Raw genomic sequence first — 19,660 nt, forward strand, 5'->3', positions numbered from 1 at the left:
TATTCTACAGCTATATACCTACACTAGCTTTCTTCGTATAATGGAGAAGTATGAATTTTAGATTTGTATTAATTTTACATATTGAGGTGAAAAAGGAATGAATTCGCGGCTAATGGAACTTATTGATGTGAGTACAATAGAAACCATGGCAGAACAATTTTATAAATTAACTAATATATCACATCAACTTCTTGATGCTGAAAAAGAATGTGTTTTTTCATTCGGAATGAATGAGATAAAAAAGAGTAAACTTCCAAAGATTGAAATCCCCATTTTCTTATACAATCAACATTTAGGATCTTTTGTTGTATGGTCCAAAAAAAGTGAAATTTTCAGTTGTCAAAAATACTTTGAAATGCTCTCAAGTTTAATTTTAGATAGCGCAATAAAAGTATTTCAAAGTAAAAATACAACGTTGCTTTCTCAGAAAGAGGAGGAACTACATACGATTTTACAAAACATGCCTGTTATGGTCGATGCGCTTGATTATAATGGAGATTTTGTTTTGTGGAATCGAGAATGCGAAATTGTAACGGGTTATACCGCTGAAGAAATAATTGGAAATCCCAATGCACTGCAATTATTGTATCCTGATCATAATTATCGCCATCAAATACAAAAGAAATTTTTAACTTGTGGAAAAAATTTCAGAGATTGGGAAATGCACTTAACATGTAAAAATGGTGAAATCAAAACAATAATGTGGTCGAATATATCAGAACAGTTTCCTGTAACAGGATATAGTTATTGGGCTGTTGGTGTAGATATTACACATTTAAAAGCGATAGAAGAGCAGTTAAAACAACAAACATCTGAACTGGAATTAATTTTTAAAGCTTTACCAGATTTATGTTTTTTAACAGAAGATGATGGCACAATTATAGATTACAAGGCAGGATCTCCTACAAAGTTTTACGTACCCGCAGAAGCTTTTATGGGAAAAAAGTTTTACGAAGTATTACCATCTTCAGTAGCACAGCAGTTTCAGGAAGCTATTAATCAAGTGAAGGAAAAAGGAACGAATGTAATTGTAGAATATCCACTCACACTTAATGGAAGTATTGATTTCTTTGAGGCTAGGTGCTTACCATTATTACATGATAAAATTATGATTATTGTACGCGACATTACAGAGCGAAAAAAGACAGAAGAATTGCTAAATAAATCAGATACGCTTGCAGCAATTGGTCAATTAGCAGCTGGCGTGGCTCATGAAGTAAGAAATCCTTTAACTGTAATTAAAGGTTTTATACAGTTATTTCAAATTAATAAAGAAGATCAAGAAAAATATTTTGATCTTATGCTCTCTGAAATTGAAAGGATAGAAGCAATCCTGCAAGAATTTCTGGCAATTGCTAAAACAGATGAGATAAATACAGAAAAGAAAAATATTTATCAAATTTTTAAAAATGTCGTATCGTTAATGAATACAAAAGCAATTATGACAAATATTCAAGTTGAACTATTTACGGATGACAAAGATATAGTTATTGAATGCTCAGAAAATCAATTGAAACAAGTATTTATTAATATTTTGCAAAATTCAATCGAAGCTATGCCAAATGGTGGGGGAATTTCAATTCACATAAAAGAAATAAATGATGATGGTGTCATCATTCATGTAATAGATGAAGGAATAGGAATACCTGAAGAAAGAATTAAGAGATTAGGTGAACCTTTTTATAGTACGAAAGAAAAAGGGACTGGTATTGGATTAATGTTAAGTTATAAAATTATTGAAAGTCATCAAGGGACAATTAGTATCATGAGCGAGGTTGGTGTCGGGACAACAGTAACTATTTACTTACCGAAAGTACTAAGTAAACAATCTCTTTCTAATTGTGACGACAAATGTATAGCAATACGCACTAGTAGTAATTCTTAAATCAATTAATACCCAATAACAAAGCGATTAGTGAAAACTAAGCTTTTTGTTATTGGGTATTTTTTATATTTAATTTAGTAAACTTTACCTTTTCTTTACCTTTGTTTTAATTTCTATTAAGTTTTAAACATTATATTGATATTTGTACAAAGCAATGTATAGAAATTGTACATTACTTTTAATATAGAAATGTGATTATTATTTGAAATATTGTAAGGAGGAGATTATGACAAGGTGAAAAAGCAAGAGAAGAAAAGTGGTAGAGTAGTACCTCTCCGGTTAAATATTTTATTCCTTTGTGTATTTTTATTATTTTCTGGCATTATTATTCAGTTAGGGAAAGTGCAAATTTTTGATGGAGAAACATATAAAAATGAAGTAGAGAAGAGAGAAAATGCAACCGTTGGTCTTTCTGTACCACGTGGGAAAATATTTGATCGTGAAGGAAATCCAGTAGTTGATAATAAGTCTTTACGTACGATTACATATACAAAGGTGAAAGGTGTAAAGCAAGAAGAAATATTAAAATCAGCAAGACAACTTGCAGACATTATTGAAATGCCGCAAGAAGATATAGACAAGTTAACGGAGACTGATAAGAAAGACTTTTGGATGCAATTAAATCCAGAACTTACTCAAGACTTAGTATCAAAAAAAGAAATAGATAAGTTCCGAGATAAAGATATTACCGGAAAAGAGCTAGACAAAAAAATAGAAGATTTAAAAAGGAAGCGCGTTACAGAAAAAAATCTTCAAGAACTAACGGCTAAAGATATAGAAGTGTTAGCTATTAAAAGTAAAATGACCTCAGGTTTTCAAATGGCACCTCAAATTATTAAAAAGGACGTTAGTGAACAGGAATATGCGGTGATTAGTGAAAATTTAGCGAACCTTCCAGGGGTAGACGCATCAGTTGATTGGGAGAGAATCTATGTAAATGATGGATTATTCCGTTCTGTCCTTGGTAACGTTTCAAATGCTGATGAAGGATTGCCACGTGAACGATTAGATTATTATTTAGTGCGTGATTATAGCCGAAATGATAGAGTTGGCAAAAGTTATATCGAACAGCAATACGAAGATGTACTTCATGGTACAAAAAAAGAAGTAAGAAGCATTGCTGATAAACAAGGAAATACTATTAGAACGGAAACGGTTTCGGAAGGGAAAAGCGGTAAAAATTTAACTTTAACAATAGATATGGAATTGCAAAAAAAAATAGAGGAGAGCATAGAAAAAATATTAAAACAATATAAAGGATCAGAATCAATGTTAGACCGTGCTTTCGTAGTAATGATGAATCCGAAAAATGGCCAAGTATTATCGATGGCTGGGAAAAGGCTTGTAGAAAAAGACGGGAAAATGGAAGTTGAAGATTATGCTTTAGGCACGCTGACAAGTTCATATGAGCTTGGATCAACGGTTAAAGGTGCGACAGTGTTAACAGGGTTTGAAACAAATGCAATAACTCCTGGAACACATTTTTATGATGCACCTATGAAATTTAAAGGAACTAAGGAAAAGAAGTCTTGGAAAAATTTTGGTGATATAGACGATCTAAGAGCGTTACAAGTTTCTTCAAACGTTTATATGTTTAATATAGCATTAAAAATTGCTGGCGTGGGTTATGTGAAAAATAGTTCACTAGATATTAAACAAGAATATTTTGATAAAATGAGGTATTATTTCAGGCAATTTGGACTAGGTGTACAAACTGGTATTGATTTACCAAATGAAACTGCAGGGCAAATTGGAAGAAAAGATAATCAGCCTGGTTTCTTATTAGATTATTCTATTGGACAATATGATACGTATACACCACTTCAGCTTGCACAATATATTTCTACTATCGCAAATGGGGGGTATCGAATGAAGCCACAAATTGTTCAAGAGATTAGAGAACAAACCGTTCAAAAAGATGAGGTTGGTAAAGTAGTACAATCAATAGAACCCGTTGTTTTAAATAGAATCGATATGAAACAAGAATATATTAATCAAGTAAAAGAAGGATTTAGAAAAGTATTTCAAGAAGGAGATGGAACGGGAGTAAGAGCGTTCCAAAAAGCACCATATAAACCAGCTGGTAAAACAGGGACCGCACAAACTGTATATGGTGGAGAAAATGAAATTGGGCGAAATGCGAAAGGCGATCGTAGAGAATGTTATAACTTAACATTAGCTGGATATGCGCCATATGATGATCCAGAAGTAGCATTTTCTGTTGTAGTACCGTGGGTTGAAAATGATAAATCGGGCATTAACTCCGATATTGGAAAAGAAGTTTTAGATGCTTATTTTGATTTGAAAAATAAGCGATTAACTGGTGAAGCGCCAAAAACAGATGTCTCTAAAGAGAAGTAAAATGTACGAAACGTCTCTAGCATTCCTGTAAACTAGAGGCGTTTTTATCTGGGAATAGATTAGAAATGAGGTATATATGAAGCTGTTTATTCTAAAATATTGAGGAACATATGTAGCTACATATTCATTATAATAGGGGTTATTTTTATTAATAAGTCCTTTTTATTTTGTATGGTAGAAGGAATTTCGATGCAACCTACTTTGAATGAAAAAGATTATATACTTGTTAATAAGGTAAACGTCTGTTTATCGTCTTTTCATCATGGAGATGTTGTCATTATAAAAAAAGAAGACGAGCCTACTTACTATGTGAAACGAATTATTGGATTATCGGGGGATAACATACCTCTAAAAGAGGATGAGGTATTTATTAACGGTAAAAAGCGTGATGAGTCGTATATACATTTAGATATGTCACAAGTATCCAATCGTTTTTCAAATTTTAGAGAAATAAAAGTTCCTACGCATAAATTATTTGTGTTAGGTGATAATCGTAATCATAGTAAAGATAGTAGGAATACACTTGGACTTATTGATGAATCAAATATAATAGGTAAAGTAGAAATGGTATTTTATCCATTTAATCATATAAAATGGATAAAATAATTCTATTAACGATTCACATTTTATAAAATAAATCATATATTGATAGCATAGGACAAGCAGAAACGCTTGTTCTAACCTCACAGAACACTCCTTATCACGGTTAGGCATCTACATAGGTAGATGCTTTTTTTTATGTTGATGACTGAAAATTATTTATCAATATAATGTAGCAAGCATATTAGGACTATTAAGGGAAGATTACTTGTACAAATAACAGTATGCTTAATTAAAACAATGAAATGTAAGGAGTGAGGAATAAGTGCTAAATATTTTAGTGGTTAATTTTCCAGCAGAGGGACATGTAAACCCTACATTAAATTTAGTAAAAGCCTTTACTGAACGAGGGGATAACGTACATTATATTACAACGGCAAACTTTAAGGATAGAATTGAAGATTTAGGAGCTACTGTACATACTCATCCGGATCTATTAAAAGAGATTTCTATTGATGCTGAAACCTCATCTGGGTTAAATGCTTTCTTTCATATGCATGTTCAGACTTCTTTATATATATTAGAAATTACGAAACAATTATGTGAAAGTATAAATTTTGATTTCGTAATGTATGATATATTTGGCGCAGGAGAGTTAGTAAAGGAGTATTTACAAGTTCCAGGTGTAGTGTCCTCGCCTATATTTTTAATTCCGCCAGAATTTTTGAAGACATTACCTTTTCATCCAAATGCAGATATGCCATTCCAACCAGAGGAAATCTCTGAAAAATTACTAAATCAGATGGAACATAAATTTGGAGTAAAACCAAAGAATAATCTTCAATTTATGAATAATAAAGGTGATGTTTGTCTCGTATACACAAGTCGTTATTTCCAACCTAATAGCGAATCGTTCGGAGAAAATAACATTTTTATTGGACCGAGTATTTCAAAGCGTAAAACAAATATAAAATTTCCACTGGAATCACTTAAAGAAAAGAAAGTTATTTACATTTCAATGGGAACACTGCTTGAAGGACTCGAACCATTCTTTAATACTTGTATTGATACTTTTTCAGATTTTGATGGGATAGTTGTAATGGCAATTGGTGATAGAAATGATATTTCAAAAATAAAGCAAACGCCAGATAATTTTATAATTGCTCCATACGTACCTCAATCAGAAATATTAAATGAAGCAGATGTTTTTATTACACATGGCGGTATGAATAGCGTACACGATGCCATTCATTATAATGTCCCATTTGTAATAATACCGCATGATAAAGATCAGCCTATGATAGCGCAAAGATTAACTGAACTGGAAGCAGCACATAGACTATTGAAAGAACATGTTAATGTGTACTCTTTAAAAGAGGCCGTAACAGATGTACTTTCAAATGAAAAGTATAAACATGGTATAAGAAAACTTAATGATAGCTTTTTAGAATGTGGTGGTTCAAAAGAAGCCATTGCAGTTATTGAATCTCTTTTAAATAAAGTAAAACTTTAATTGGTGGGGCTTTACTGCCTGCAAATAGCGGGATAAATAGTCGTAACTGTATACAAGCATAGAGGTTCTCACCTTTATGCTTGTGTATTCTTATCCAGCAAATTGTACAGCAGTATTTGCATGTAAAAAAGCAGTATCAAAAACGGGAACAGTAAGATCATTTTGGGAGATGAGTAAAGGTATTTCAGTGCAGCCTAATAATATACCTTCAGCGCCGTTTTGAATTAATGATTTTGTAATTTGTAATAACCTTTTTTTAGATGTTTCTGAAATGATCCCTCTACTTAATTCATCTAATATGACATGGTGGATAAAAGTTCTTTCCTCGTCATTTGGGATAATTGTCTCAATGTTATATTTCGCTAATCGTGATTTATAGAAATCTTGCTCCATCGTTTGTTTTGTTCCTAATAGTCCGATACGTTTTATATTCTGTTCTACCATTTCTTTAGCACTTACATCACCAATGTGAAGAAGCGGGATAGATATTGCTTGTTCTACCTCCTCGGCAAATAGATGTACAGTATTTGAACACATTAATAAACATTCAGCCCCAGATTTTTCAACTTTCTTTGCAACTTTAACTAGTTCATTTTTCACTTCTTCATATTGATAGTTTTGTAATAAAGTAGTTACTTCACCAAAGTCCATACTATATAAAATTAGCTTCGCATTTTGATCGTATTGAGAGAGTGTAAGTGTATTAATATGTTTATAGTATAATGATGTAGATTCCCAACTTAATCCTCCAATCAAACCAATAACTTTCATAATGCATTCCTCCCGAAACGATTTTGAATTCATTATTTCACAATTCCGATAAGAATACAATGATTTAAATGCGCTATTTAATAAAAAATGAAAATAGTAAGAAAAGTGTTGAAATTTACATTCTTTAGTGCCATAATACGAATTACAAATTAATACTTATCCAGAGAGGTGGAGGGAACGGCCCTAAGAAACCTCAGCAACCCCTATGCAATTTTATAGGAAGGTGCTAATTCCGCAGAGGACACGATGTGTTTTTTGAAAGATAAGAGGATTCTTGAAAGTGAAAGAAAATGACCTCTTATGTAAGAGGTCATTTTTTTGTTGTATAGAAAGGGAGTGTCGATGCATAATTCATTTTTAAATTAAATATAGAGTAATAAAAGTTGACTAATATGAGAGGGGAATTGTCATGAATAAATTATCAACAAAGTTAGTAGTAGCAATCGGTATTGGAGCAGCATTATACGGGATATTAGGACTTTGGGGATTTTCTATTGCACCGAATACATTTATTAAACCAGCATTAGCTATATTAACTGTTTTTGGAGCATTATTTGGTCCAGTGGCAGGACTGTTAATCGGACTTATCGGTCATACCGTAACAGATACGATTGCTGGCTGGGGTATTTGGTGGGGATGGGTTATTAGTTCAGGTATTATTGGTTTTTCAATGGGGCTTATTCAAAAAAGAGTTGGTTTTAGTGTGAAAAACGGGTCGTTTAACAAGGGAGATATTTCTTATTTAGCAATTACTGGGCTAGTTGGTATTGTCATTGCTATTATATTTGCTGGGGCATTCGATATTATTGTGATGGGAGAACCATTTGACAAAATTGTTATACAAGTATTAGGAGCAACAATTTCCGATGTCATCGTTTTCTTAGTACTTGGATTGCCACTTACAATTGGTTTGGCGAAATCCAATAAGAAACATACACATTTAAAAATTGAAAAGTAGGGATGTTAACATGCAACCAATTATTTCGTTTGAACAATTCACCTTTCAATATGGGCATGCTGCGCAGCCTACTTTAAGTGATATTACCTTTCATATATACCCTGGGGAAAAAGTATTAATTGCTGGACGAAGTGGTTCAGGAAAGTCGACATTAGCTCATTGTATAAATGGGCTAATCCCATTTTCTTACGAAGGGAATAGCACAGGTAACGTTTTAATTGCCGGTAAAGACCCAAGGGAAGGAAGTATTTTTGAACAAAGTAAACAGGTAGGAACAATTTTACAAGATCAAGATGCTCAATTTATTGGTCTGACAGTAGAAGAAGATGTAGCTTTTTATTTAGAAAATGAATGTGTAAAGCAAGATAACATGAAAAAGATTGTTTCGGACTCATTAAGAAAGGTGAAGATGCATACGTTTCATAAACAAAGTCCACATGAATTATCAGGAGGTCAAAAGCAAACAGTTTCTCTTGCTGGTTTATTAACAACAAATGCGGATATATTATTGTTCGATGAACCATTAGCGAACTTAGATCCACTAAGCGCCATACATACGATAGAACTTATGAAAGATATACATGAGCAGTATAATAAAACGATTGTTATTATCGAACATAGGATAGAAGAAATTTTAAAACTGGATTTAGACAAAGTTATATTAATTGATGAAGGTAAAGTCATTGCGATGGGAACACCAAAAGAAATCTTAGCGTCAAATATATTACCACGTATTGGCTTAAGAGAGCCTATTTACATCGAAGCATTAAAGAGATTGCATTTTGATCGTAATAATGACGTAATATATCCAATGGAAAACCTTCAAAAAGAAAAGGTAAGCAACGTTATAAAAGAGTGGATGGAGAAACAAGTCATATTAGAAAGGAATGCTAAAAACAAGGAATTACTTAAAGTGGAGAATTTATCATTTTCATACCCTAATAAACAAAAAGTATTAGAAAATGTAAACCTTTTAATATATGAAGGAGAAATTGTGGCACTGTTAGGACATAATGGAGCAGGGAAATCAACATTAGCTCATAGTCTTATAGGTATAAACAAAATGAAAAATGGGAAAATTTCGTTAAAAGGTGAAGATATTAGTTCTTGGTCTATTCGTAAACGTGGGGAAATCATATCTTACGTGATGCAAAATCCAAATCATATGATTACACAGTCTACTGTTTTTGAAGAAGTTTCATTTACATTAACATTACATAATTTTTCTAAGGAAGAAATTAAGAATAAAGTAGAAGGGATTTTAAAAATTTGTGGTTTATATCCATTTCGTAATTGGCCAATTCAAGCACTAAGCTATGGGCAAAAAAAGAGACTAACAATCGCATCTGTATTAACAACAAATCCTAAGCTTATCATATTAGATGAACCGACAGCGGGACAAGATTATTATCATTATAAACAATTTATGTCGTTTATTAAAAACCTAGCTAAAAAGGGAATTTCATTTGTTTTTATCACTCACGATATGAATCTCGCGCTAGAATATACAGACCGTGCAGTAGTTCTACATGAAGGGAAAATTATTGCGGATAATACAGTGTTTGATGTATTAGGCAATCAAGAAACGTTACAAAGAACCAACTTAAGAGAGAGTTCTTTAACCAAGCTTGTTAAATTTAGTGGGATTGCATGTCCAGAAAAATTTATGGAGCTTTATTTAGACAGTAATAGGAGGGAGGAAGGTGCATAGTACATATTTTCATCGTATGGATGGGGTAGTGAAATTGTTTTTATTTATTTTTTGTATGACGCTTACTTTTTTGTTTTTTGATTTTCGGGTGTTGCTAATATTATTTATTATTGGGTGTATCGGACTCAGCATTGCTAAAATTCCATTTCGTAAAATTTTAATTGTTTTTAGTGTCATATTTACATTTAGTTTATTAAACTCTGTCATGATTTTATTTATTACACCAACTCATGGATCTGAATTAACTGAATCATATACCGCGTTTTTACATGTTGGATATGCAACGATTACATATGAAACATTATTTTATGCAGCTACACTTTCATTAAAGTATTTTACGTTATTACCATTTACACTTCTTTTTATTTACACGACAGATCCAAGCGAATTTGTAAGTAGCTTAAGTAAACTTGGTATTCATTATAAGATTACATATGCAATAAATATTGCACTACGTTATATTCCTGACATCCAGTCTGAGTATAAAATTATTAAACACGCGCAAGAAGCGAGAGGAGTGGCTTTTGAAAAAGGAGAAGCAAGTTTATGGGTTCGTATGAAGAACCGTGTTTTAATTTTCTGGCCACTAATCATTCATTCTCTAGAAAGAATAGATACAGTTTCAAATGCAATGGATTTAAGAGGATTTGGAAAGAAGGATAAACGTACATGGTTTTATACAAGTAAGGCGAAACGTGAAGATTTCCTTGCTTTATTTGCCGGTATTTTCATATTTATTGTTGCGGTATATTTAAAATTAAACGTATTTCAAAACTTTTGGTATCCATTTTAAAGCACTCTTTAAACGAGTGCTTTTACTTATTTTTATGTAGACATGCTCAAAAAAGGGATATATACATAATGTATAATACGAACCAGTTAAAATGATCAACTACCTATTAGTTTTCAAACCAAAAGGAGGAGAAAATATGAGTTACGGTGGTTCTTGTGGTTTTGGTGGAGGTTTCGCTTTACTAGTTGTGTTATTCATTCTATTAATAATTGTAGGATGCAGCTGCTGGGGCGGAGGATACTAATTTTTAATTAGTCTTCACAAATGTAAACTAAAAAAACATTGAAGATACTTATGTATCGAAACAAATAAAAAAGGAGCAACTATGCTCCTTTTTTATTTGTCTAAATGCGTATTCTTATTATATTTCGGGAACGTAATCGTTAAAGTCGTTCCTTTACTAACGATACTTCGGATTTTTAAACTTCCATGCATCGTCTCAATAATCTTAACAGCAACCATTGTACCTAAACCGGTTCCTTTTGTTTTTGTACTAAAATACGGTTCACCGAATCGATGTATTTGCTCCTGTGACATTCCAACTCCGCTATCTTCAATTCGTATTTCAACTTTACTATTATTGATAGATGAGGAAATATTTAAGGTACCACCATTAGGCATTGCTTCAATACTGTTTTTGATTAAGTTTAAAAAACATTGTTGAAAGTGCTGTTTATTACCAACAATGGTTGCCTCAGAAAAATCCTGTGTAATATGTATCGTATTCATATTACACAATGGCAATATCATATTAATAACTCGATTTAACTCTTGTTTTACTGAAATTTGATCTAGTTTTTCTGGAGCAGGTTTGGCAAACGTTAAGTAATCATCGATAATTTCTTGGGCACGATTTAACTCTTCAAGTATATGTTTAATATATTCGTCTCTTGATTCAGTAGTTAAATTTTGTGTTTTTAAAAGCTGTGTAAATCCTTTTACAACCGTTAAGGGATTCCTTACTTCGTGCGATATACTTGCAGCGAGTTGGCTAACAATCTCCATTTTTTCCATTTTAATTAATTTTGAGCGCATTAATACAGCATCTTTAATAACTTCATTTATATAAACAATAAATAACATTAAAGTAGTCGGTAATACCATGAAATAAATAATATACAAATTATTCACTTCAAAATCTGATAAGGTTAATACAATTAAAGTTGTAAATATTGCTAGGAAAAAGGTTAAAAACATGGAAAAAGCTACTTTAAGTTTTCTATTATATGTATTAAATTTTGAAGATGCGAGTGCTGTAACGATGAACATTATTCCGTAAACAACAACTGTCAGCATGTTAAAGCCATAAAATAAAAATCTCGTAATTAATAAAATTGTAAACAATATGATACCGACAGGGAATCCACCATAAAGCGTACCTATTATGACCGGAATTTGTCTTAAATCATGAATACAACTTTCATCTATATAGATAGGGTATCGCATACATAAAATAAGCGGGATACTAGAACAAAGGGTAATCAGTAGTATTTTATATTTCTTTAAATAGTGCCGGCTATCATATATGAAATAAAAAACAAATATACTACATAAAATGTATAGAAGATTATTTAATACGTTTTGATTAATATAAACAAAGTCCATAATATTTGCCTCGTTATTCTGAATTTACTTAACATATGTATTATACATAATAACATATGTTAAGGTGAATAAACCTTGTTAATACAAGATTAGTTTGGCTTTTTGTTATAAAATGCAAACATTTCTCAAACGTTAGCTATCCAAAGATACTTTTACTAAAATTTTTTACTCCTTCTTCCTGCATGTTCGGTAAAACATGAGAATAAATCCTAAGAGTTAATGAAATGTCTGTATGACCTAATCTCTCACTGATAATTTTAGGATTAACTCCTTGTTTCAATAGTATAGTTGCGTGTGGATGTCTTAAATTACGAGTTTTAATTTTTTCACTGCTGCATTTTTTATTTCCTTATAAAACTTTTCCCTGAAAGCATTTCTGCATAACCCCCCACCTGATTTATTACAATTAATTAAATCTAAATCTTGATAAGCAGAACTGATTGGTAATAAGAAACGTTTGCATGAGATTCTAAATAAATATAAAAATACTAAAGGAAAGTAAGGTATGAAAAAACAGGTGTTTCAAGAAAAGTGGACGAGCTAGGTCGTGTAGTAATTCCAGTAAGAGTTTATTTGGGAAGTGGCTTTTAAAACTGATGTTGTTGAGTACATGTGGTAGTAAAAGGTAGATGGACATATGAAAAAAGTAGAAATTGATGTTAGTAGCAACAAACTTTTAATAGTTTAGGACGAAAATGTAACAGTAGTCAATCCACCAATGAGCGGATTTGATGAGCAAGTCGCGGTTTAGATAAACGGTAAGGTTGATCATGTAGATACTAAGTTTACTGAAAAGATAAAATGATTATTTTTAGAAAGATACCCAGACGGATTTAGTCGAGAAGCTAGTCAAAATCGCGTAGATGTGAAGTGAAAATCGTAAAAAAAGAGTCATGAGTGGAAAGGCTCATAGCTCTTTGTATAAGGGTAATGATTTTATAGGTAAATATTATCATGTGATTCCAAAAAAATCAATTTCAGTAAAATTATTGGTATTTAATTTGGGTTTTATAGAAAGAGAGCAGCTAACAACAGCTAGCGGCTCGGCAGGTTCTGTAAGACAAAACAGAAAAGAATATTAACAGAATATAAAGGTTTATCCTGGTTGTTTGAACGTAGTTAAAGAAAGAATATCACATACTATCAATTTTAATAAAAACTATCTGTGGCTTTCACTTCTTTATTTTATTCACAAATAGTTCCAGTAGCTATTCCGGTTGGAGCGACACCTACTGGGACATTAGTGATAACAGTATTCGTAGCAATATCAATAACGGAAACAGTATTACTAGCTTGATTTGTAACATATGCTCGAGTGCCATCAGGTATGATAGTTACTTGATCAGGGGATAAACCAACAGAAATTGTATCAATCACAGTATTTGTCGCCACATTTATTACAGATACATTATTGCTAACTTTATTTACAACGTAAATAAGATTTCCACCCGGTGTAATATCTATACCAACAGGTTCGGTACCTACGTTAATTGTATTAATAACTGCATTGGTAGCGGTGTTAATAACAGAAACAGTATTGCTGTTTTGATTTGTGACATAAGCACGAGTACCATCTAGTGTGAAGACGATTATTCTAGGACGAATACCGACAGGAATGGTAGCGATAACTGCATTGGTAGCAGTATTAATAACAGAAATTGTGTTGCTTAATTCGTTTGCAACATATGCAAAGGTCCCATTTGGTGAAACAGTGATTCCTTGTGGAGCGAGGCCAACAGGAATGGTAGTGATAACTGCATTGGTAGCTGCATTAATAACAGAAACAGTATTATTACCATGATTTCCAACATAAACAGTTGTGTTATCTGGAGAAACAGCTACACCGATTGGATCAGTTCCAACGGGAATGGTAGCGATAACAGTATTCGTAGCAGTATCAATAACGGAAACGGTATCAGAAAAAATATTAGTAACATAGGCACGAGCTCCATTTGGTGAAACCGTTACTTCAAGTGGTGCATTACCTACAGTAATTGTATCAACTACTATATTTGTTCCGGTGTTAATTACAGATACTGTATCATTTGTAGGGTCATCTATGAGTCCTGCATTTGTAGCATATACTAGGAAATTACATGCAGGTCCGGTTGGCCCAGTAGGTCCGGTCGGTCCAGTAGGTCCCGGTGGACAATCACAATCTCCGGTAGGTCCCGGTGGTCCTTCCGGCCCTTGGATTCCTTGCACACCTTGAGGTCCAGTGGCTCCTGGTGGTCCTTCCGGCCCTTGAATTCCTGGCACACCCTGAAGTCCAGTGGCTCCTTCCGGTCCTTCCGGTCCTTGAATTCCTTGTACACCCTGAGGTCCAGTGGGCCCTTCCGGTCCTTCCGGTCCTTGAATCCCTTGGATACCCTGAGGCCCAGTAGGTCCCGGTGGTCCAGGAATTCCCATTCCGGTCCCTGAACCAGTAGGCCCAGGTGGTCCAGGTGGTCCTTGAATCCCTTGTACACCTTGAGGTCCTTCCGGTCCTTCAGGTCCTTCAGGCCCCTGAATTCCTTGTACACCTTGAGGTCCTTGAGTCCCTTCAGGCCCTTCCGGTCCCTGAATCCCTGGCACACCTTGAGGTCCTTCAGGTCCTTCTGGTCCTTCAGGCCCCTGAATTCCTTGCACACCTTGAGAACCCTGAGCGCCTCTAGGTCCAGGAAATCCTCTAGGTCCAGTGGCTCCAGTCGGCCCCGGTGTTCCGATGTTACTTAATAGCGAACTATTTAAGATTCCTTGTAAAATTAAGTTGAATGTTTGCTGTAATAAGGGGTCCAATATATTTGAACAACTTATAAGTGAAGACAAGCTTTGGAATAGAAATTGGAATAATGCTGAGATTTGAGTGAGAGATGCGGTAGGTAAAGAATTAATTAATTGATTTATAGTTCTTATAACTAAATTTCTATTTGGTGTATTTGGTTGTACTGCTATTAATAAATCATTTAATGCCTGTAATGCTGATTGGAGTATTTGTATAGTTGTTGGATTTGGTGTTGTGAAAAAAGAAAGGATGGCTTGATTTAATTGATTTATTATTTGCAATAATTCTTGTTGTTGAGCATTCGAGAAAAAAACAGGTGTACAGCAATTACTTTGATCACAAGGGGATATAGAAATAAAACAGGGTTGCTGAAATTTATCACACGTATTTTTGGAATTTGATTTTCGATTATATCTCATAAATACCTCCTTTTAAAAATTGAATATTAAGTAATTTTTGGTAAATTATTAGCAACTGAGTTTGTAGGTATATGTTTAATGTGAAATGTTTTTTCCTTCAAAGTATATGCCAATAAAATAGAGGTGTTCATATGGGATATATAACCAATACTTGGTTGTTAGGAGGATGTTGTAATCATAGGAAAGAAAATGAAGGTTACAAAGTTTATAGGCAAGCGATTGTATTTTAAAAAAGCGTTATTGTAATAAAATTTGAAGTTTATTAAAAAGAAGGAATGAAGGAAGATGTAAAAGATTTTGAAAGATCCATAAAAAGAATTCAGTAAAACACTGAATTCTTTTACACGTATTTTTATTTGTTAATCCATTTAGAAATAATAGGAATTTGTTGTGCCTATTAAAATATGTACTGTTGGTAATTATAACATGAAAATGGATTGTAATAGAATAATGCATAAAAAAGAACAAGTAATAAATTAAACAAAAGCTTTATTTTATTATAGATAAATAGGTGACTCAGCAATTGTGCTAGCCGAGTCACCTAGTACTATGGAACCAAATAATGTTCTTTTTCTATATGTAGTTATGTGGAGTTCTTAGAGGCTAGCCCAATAGACAGTTAAGGGATAAATAAAATCATTTTAGAGAGTTTTACATTTTATTATGTTAATGCTACAACAGCAAGAGTTAAGCCCAATGTATTTAATGTATTAGAATATGGTCCTACATTAACAGTAAGAGTACTTGTTATACCTAAAGGTGTAGTGAAAATAGCGGGTGCTGATACAGAAGTGAATCCTGCAGTATATCCCAGAGAAGTACCAGAGCCAATGATTGGATTATTATTAAGATACATAGTGATACCTGCCGAATTACCTCCTGGTTGAATGATAACTTGCACTTCATAGATTGCCAAATAGGTTCTTCCACCTTCAAGTAAAACAGTTGTTGGTGGTGTGAATGAGATTGCCATACCATTAGAATTTACCACGGTATCTAGTGGAATCGCAGAATTTACAGAGACTATTGATGGGGTAGTTTGAACAACATTTAAACTGTTAGCCGTGGGGGATGGACAAGTGCAAGGTTTGTGAATGTTAGGGTTATTATCATTTTGGTAATTCACAAATAATCAAGCTCCTTTGCGTAAGATAATTTTTTATCCTATATAAAACGTAGCTTTTTTGTATCTAAGTTATTTTTAAAGAGAAGTTGAATATTGTTGGTCAGTTAACTTTTAAAAGCATTTGATACTCTGGGATTTAAAAGTGCATCTGATAAATATATATGAATGTTTTTTAAGGACATTACTGTAAGTTAGGAAACATAATAAAATAGTTATTTTAATAAAAAATGGGGAAATGAGGGGAGTGAAAGGAAAAGAACCCTTTATATAAAGGATTCTTCTGGTGATTTAATCTATCAATTACATTCTTGGTAATATTCATTACATAAATCGTTATTATCATTACAGCATATACAAAATGTTTTTTGAACAAATAAACTAACTACACTAGTAGAACCTTCCTGCTTTGTAAAAGTAAGACTTTGAAAATCTTCAACTTGAAATATTTTTGTTTGAACAGGTTGTAATATAGTAGTAATTGGTACGCTAGATCTTCTTGTTAGAATAGTTACTTGAACGGGTGCACTCATACCAACAACGAATAACTGAATTAATGTTTTATTATGATTGTTTGTAAAATCCTCAAATACAGTTTGTGGAGCGGTGGTTTCAAGGAAAACAGACACAGGTATATTTCCATTTGCATTTTCTGCAGAACCAGCTATCGTATGAGTTTCAATAAAACAGTTGTTTTTTTGATTGTTGGAATGCGATTGGTTTTTATAATATTTTTTACCATCTTTATAGAAGTAATCAGCCATATGAATTAAAAGCTCCCTTCTTTTAGATATTTATATAGTCTATTTAATAAAGTGAAGTAGTGCTTGTACATCATAATAAAATCCGCTCTCGTAATTACATGAAAATGTTATTTGGAAATTAAAGAGCGCCATTCAAGGCGCTCTCGGATAAATATTAATATTGAAAAAGAATACCACATTATATTTTATGTATGTTCTTAATAAATGTGCAGTTTTTTAGCAAAATCCTTATTTAAAAACAAGAAGCCCTAGAGTTAGGGCTCTAGGGCTTCTTAGTTTGGTATTCTCACATGGTTTTTCAAAAAGAATAGAACATATTGAAGATAACATGTGAATGTTTCATAAATGTATCAAAAAAGTGAACAAAATTGCTATTGCAGAAGAAGCAGAAATGAAGTCTCTAATACGTAAGTACGTGAAAGGTATTATTTCCAGTGGATAAAATGCGCGTGGGACACCTAATCATTATTTTATAGGGGGAAAAGAATATTTTATGAACTTGATTGAATGAAAAAATGAAAATTTTACTTTTAGAGTGAAACTAAACAAAAACGCTATTTTATTAGAAAAGGGGACTTAGAAATGAACTTAAAGGAGTACGTCGTTTATAAACGTGAATCATTGTTATGTATCGGAACTATACAGAAATGCGCTAATTATATGGGCGTACTTCCTGCGACAGTTCGTTTTTATACAAGACCAGTGGATCAAAGTAGAATAGCAAGTCGGAAGAATGCTAGGAATTATATAACTGTTACGGAGATGAGGAAGATTAATAAAAATTTCATTTTGTAGAGAAATGGTGTGATTAAGTATGGGCATTGAATACGGAATGTTTGTATTAAAAAAGAGCAGACTTTAACCTACACATAAAAGTGCTGGAATTGTTCTAAAGGAAGGAATATCTGAAATATAAATATAATTGAGGGGAGTGAAATAATAATGGAAACTAGTACTTTTTTAGGGCTGTTCTGGGGATGGATGACGGTTATCGTATCGGGAATACTTTTCGTCCGTCCATCGGTGCTACGTGACTTGAAAAAATTAGTGGTTGAAGACAGAGGGTTTGGTATTATGTATGGTTTTCTATCGATTTTCCTAGGATTAGGTACTGTAATTCTACATAATGTATGGGTATTCAACTGGAAGGGATTCCTAACGGTTATTGCATGGTTTGCATTATTAAAGGGAATTTACATAATTGCATATCCTGAACCTTCCAAAAAAACAGACTTTGAAGTAAGGATACTATCTACACGTATAATACTCGCTATCATTGGTGCTTTGGCTTTATGGATGCTTATAGTAATCTATATAAAATAATCTTTTTTTAATAAATAAAAGAGCTTGATGTGAGAGAAAAGGCCTTTTCAAAAATTGCATATGAGGAAAATCAATGTCAATAGTTTAGTACCAATAAATGAGAATTAATTCCAGGTATTAAGTATTGAGAAATAAAAAATATTTAACACAACAAATTGGTTAACTTTATGAGTTAACCAATTGTTACACAAAAGAAAATTAGGCCCTATAAGTAATAGATGTGTAACTTAAAGTTATAGTTATAGTGTAAGCGAGATTGGAAATGTTATACAAAAGTAATTATGTTAAAAAGTTTCATTTTACCATAAATAAAAGAGCAGTTAGCCCAGCCTAACTGCTCGATACAGAGGTAATAATCTAGCTACATAGATATTAATAAGCTGAGTTATTGATTTTATTTGTGTAAAACACAAAAGAGCAGCTAACAAAACTTAGCCGCTCTAAACAGTGATGTGTCTCTAGATGTAGTTGTAGTATAAACAGAACGTTGAGTTTTATTCATGGGGGATAGAAATGGGCTTGAAAATAGAATATAGTCCGGCTAGAAAACTAGAGGACAAAAATAAAAACCTTTAACTTCCGCTAAAGATAATTATGTTAATGATCTAGTGATGGCAGTTCGCGTAAGGACAAGAAGAGGAACGTATAAAAATAGAGTTGTAGAAATAGAAAGAGTGGATTCCTTGTGAGAGAGTAGGGATCCACTTTTTTCTTGCCACTGATAAAGAGACACTATATCTGACTTACATAAATATCCTATTTAATCAAGTTTGTCCTTGCTAATGGTACAATTAGATTCATGGAGGGATATTATGGTAAGTTTTTATGTAAAACTGTTTCTTATATTTGGTACTGCGATATTCTTATTTTTTTGTCTGGTTCATCAAAAATTAAGGCTAAAAATCTATCATTGATAATGATCTGTTTAGGGATAAATCTACTCACAAGTCCAATGGCTTTATTTATAGGTGTGATGGCAACAGACTCTCCATATAGTACTAAGCTTGATTTTTTTGGAGGATTTCTCTTTATTCAGGGCATACCGCTCCTCCTCCTACTTGCAGCTTTTTTGAAGTTTGCAATAGCAAAGAAAACAAAACAAGTATAGTATAAACTCTATATTTCTTTTA

Annotated in this window: 15 protein-coding genes, 3 pseudogenes and 1 riboswitch; of the genes and pseudogenes, 12 read left to right on the top strand and 6 right to left on the bottom strand. The window is 32.7% G+C overall.

Going from position 1 to position 19,660, the window contains the following annotated elements; translation table 11 throughout:
- The first annotated feature begins 97 nt into the window (after nt 1-97).
- The 4 genes from NST90_RS12750 to NST90_RS12765 all read left to right on the top strand — a co-directional run bounded on the left by NST90_RS12750 (nt 98) and on the right by NST90_RS12765 (nt 6,299).
- Nucleotides 98-1,885, top strand: a complete 1,788-nt coding sequence (locus NST90_RS12750; protein ID WP_016122581.1) for a PAS domain-containing sensor histidine kinase — start codon at nt 98-100, stop codon at nt 1,883-1,885.
- A gap of 234 nt (nt 1,886-2,119) precedes the next feature.
- Nucleotides 2,120-4,246, top strand: a complete 2,127-nt coding sequence (locus NST90_RS12755; protein WP_044307537.1) for a penicillin-binding protein 2 — start codon at nt 2,120-2,122, stop codon at nt 4,244-4,246.
- A 96-nt stretch (nt 4,247-4,342) separates the two neighbouring features.
- Complete coding sequence (gene lepB, locus NST90_RS12760; RefSeq protein WP_046392760.1) at nt 4,343-4,852, top strand: signal peptidase I; 510 nt, start codon at nt 4,343-4,345, stop codon at nt 4,850-4,852.
- A 259-nt stretch (nt 4,853-5,111) separates the two neighbouring features.
- The gene (locus NST90_RS12765; protein WP_000932145.1) at nt 5,112-6,299 is read left to right on the top strand and encodes a macrolide family glycosyltransferase; all 1,188 of its coding nucleotides are present in this window, start codon (nt 5,112-5,114) and stop codon (nt 6,297-6,299) included.
- Between the two features lie 90 nt (nt 6,300-6,389).
- Here the strand turns inward: NST90_RS12765 and NST90_RS12770 are convergent, their stop codons facing one another.
- Entirely contained in the window at nt 6,390-7,070 is a 681-nt protein-coding gene (locus tag NST90_RS12770; RefSeq protein WP_044307535.1) for an aspartate/glutamate racemase family protein, read from the bottom strand.
- A gap of 153 nt (nt 7,071-7,223) precedes the next feature.
- Nucleotides 7,224-7,339: riboswitch (SAM riboswitch) on the top strand.
- 140 nt (nt 7,340-7,479) lie between these two features.
- On the opposite strand from NST90_RS12770, the gene NST90_RS12775 reads away from it, so the two are divergent.
- From NST90_RS12775 to NST90_RS12790, 4 genes are all read left to right on the top strand, one after another.
- Nucleotides 7,480-8,028, top strand: a complete 549-nt coding sequence (locus NST90_RS12775) for an ECF-type riboflavin transporter substrate-binding protein (protein ID WP_001038210.1) — start codon at nt 7,480-7,482, stop codon at nt 8,026-8,028.
- 10 nt (nt 8,029-8,038) lie between these two features.
- Nucleotides 8,039-9,739, top strand: a complete 1,701-nt coding sequence (locus tag NST90_RS12780) for an ABC transporter ATP-binding protein (RefSeq protein ID WP_044307534.1) — start codon at nt 8,039-8,041, stop codon at nt 9,737-9,739.
- On the top strand, nt 9,732-10,532 hold the full coding sequence (locus NST90_RS12785; RefSeq protein WP_000556373.1) for an energy-coupling factor transporter transmembrane component T: 801 nt from the start codon (nt 9,732-9,734) through the stop codon (nt 10,530-10,532). Before NST90_RS12780 ends, NST90_RS12785 begins: the two co-directional genes overlap by 8 nt.
- A 136-nt stretch (nt 10,533-10,668) precedes the next feature.
- Complete coding sequence (locus NST90_RS12790; protein ID WP_000120182.1) at nt 10,669-10,776, top strand: YjcZ family sporulation protein; 108 nt, start codon at nt 10,669-10,671, stop codon at nt 10,774-10,776.
- 92 nt (nt 10,777-10,868) lie between these two features.
- Here the strand turns inward: NST90_RS12790 and NST90_RS12795 are convergent, their stop codons facing one another.
- Together NST90_RS12795 and NST90_RS12800 are read right to left on the bottom strand one after the other, a co-directional pair.
- Nucleotides 10,869-12,137 (bottom strand): LytS/YhcK type 5TM receptor domain-containing protein, encoded by a 1,269-nt coding sequence (locus NST90_RS12795; protein WP_046392761.1) that lies wholly within the window; start codon nt 12,135-12,137, stop codon nt 10,869-10,871.
- Between the two features lie 136 nt (nt 12,138-12,273).
- Nucleotides 12,274-12,572, bottom strand: a pseudogene (locus NST90_RS12800) (tyrosine-type recombinase/integrase); the annotation flags it as partial.
- Between the two features lie 202 nt (nt 12,573-12,774).
- Here NST90_RS12800 and NST90_RS12805 point away from each other — a divergent pair.
- A pseudogene (locus NST90_RS12805) lies at nt 12,775-12,888 on the top strand (DUF3954 domain-containing protein).
- A 434-nt stretch (nt 12,889-13,322) separates the two neighbouring features.
- Here the strand turns inward: NST90_RS12805 and NST90_RS12810 are convergent.
- The 3 genes from NST90_RS12810 to NST90_RS12820 form a co-directional block, all read right to left on the bottom strand.
- On the bottom strand, nt 13,323-15,320 hold the full coding sequence (locus tag NST90_RS12810; protein ID WP_063264114.1) for a beta-propeller fold lactonase family protein: 1,998 nt from the start codon (nt 15,318-15,320) through the stop codon (nt 13,323-13,325).
- Between the two features lie 661 nt (nt 15,321-15,981).
- Nucleotides 15,982-16,446: a hypothetical protein gene (locus NST90_RS12815; protein ID WP_046392763.1), complete on the bottom strand. Its 465-nt coding sequence runs from the start codon at nt 16,444-16,446 to the stop codon at nt 15,982-15,984.
- 296 nt (nt 16,447-16,742) lie between these two features.
- Nucleotides 16,743-17,207 (bottom strand): hypothetical protein, encoded by a 465-nt coding sequence (locus NST90_RS12820; RefSeq protein WP_046392764.1) that lies wholly within the window; start codon nt 17,205-17,207, stop codon nt 16,743-16,745.
- Nucleotides 17,208-17,789: 582 nt separating this feature from the next.
- Here NST90_RS12820 and NST90_RS12825 point away from each other — a divergent pair.
- The 3 genes and pseudogenes from NST90_RS12825 to NST90_RS12835 all read left to right on the top strand — a co-directional run bounded on the left by NST90_RS12825 (nt 17,790) and on the right by NST90_RS12835 (nt 19,638).
- A complete protein-coding gene (locus tag NST90_RS12825; RefSeq protein WP_046392765.1) occupies nt 17,790-18,002 on the top strand; it encodes a hypothetical protein in 213 nt (70 codons plus the stop codon).
- A 147-nt stretch (nt 18,003-18,149) separates the two neighbouring features.
- Entirely contained in the window at nt 18,150-18,530 is a 381-nt protein-coding gene (locus NST90_RS12830) for a hypothetical protein (RefSeq protein ID WP_046392766.1), read from the top strand.
- A gap of 812 nt (nt 18,531-19,342) precedes the next feature.
- A pseudogene (locus tag NST90_RS12835) lies at nt 19,343-19,638 on the top strand (hypothetical protein).
- Nucleotides 19,639-19,660 lie beyond the last annotated feature (22 nt).

Origin of the sequence: Bacillus sp. FSL E2-8900, from assembly GCF_037966225.1 — a bacterium.
Classification (GTDB): Bacteria; Bacillota; Bacilli; order Bacillales; family Bacillaceae_G; genus Bacillus_A; species Bacillus_A cereus.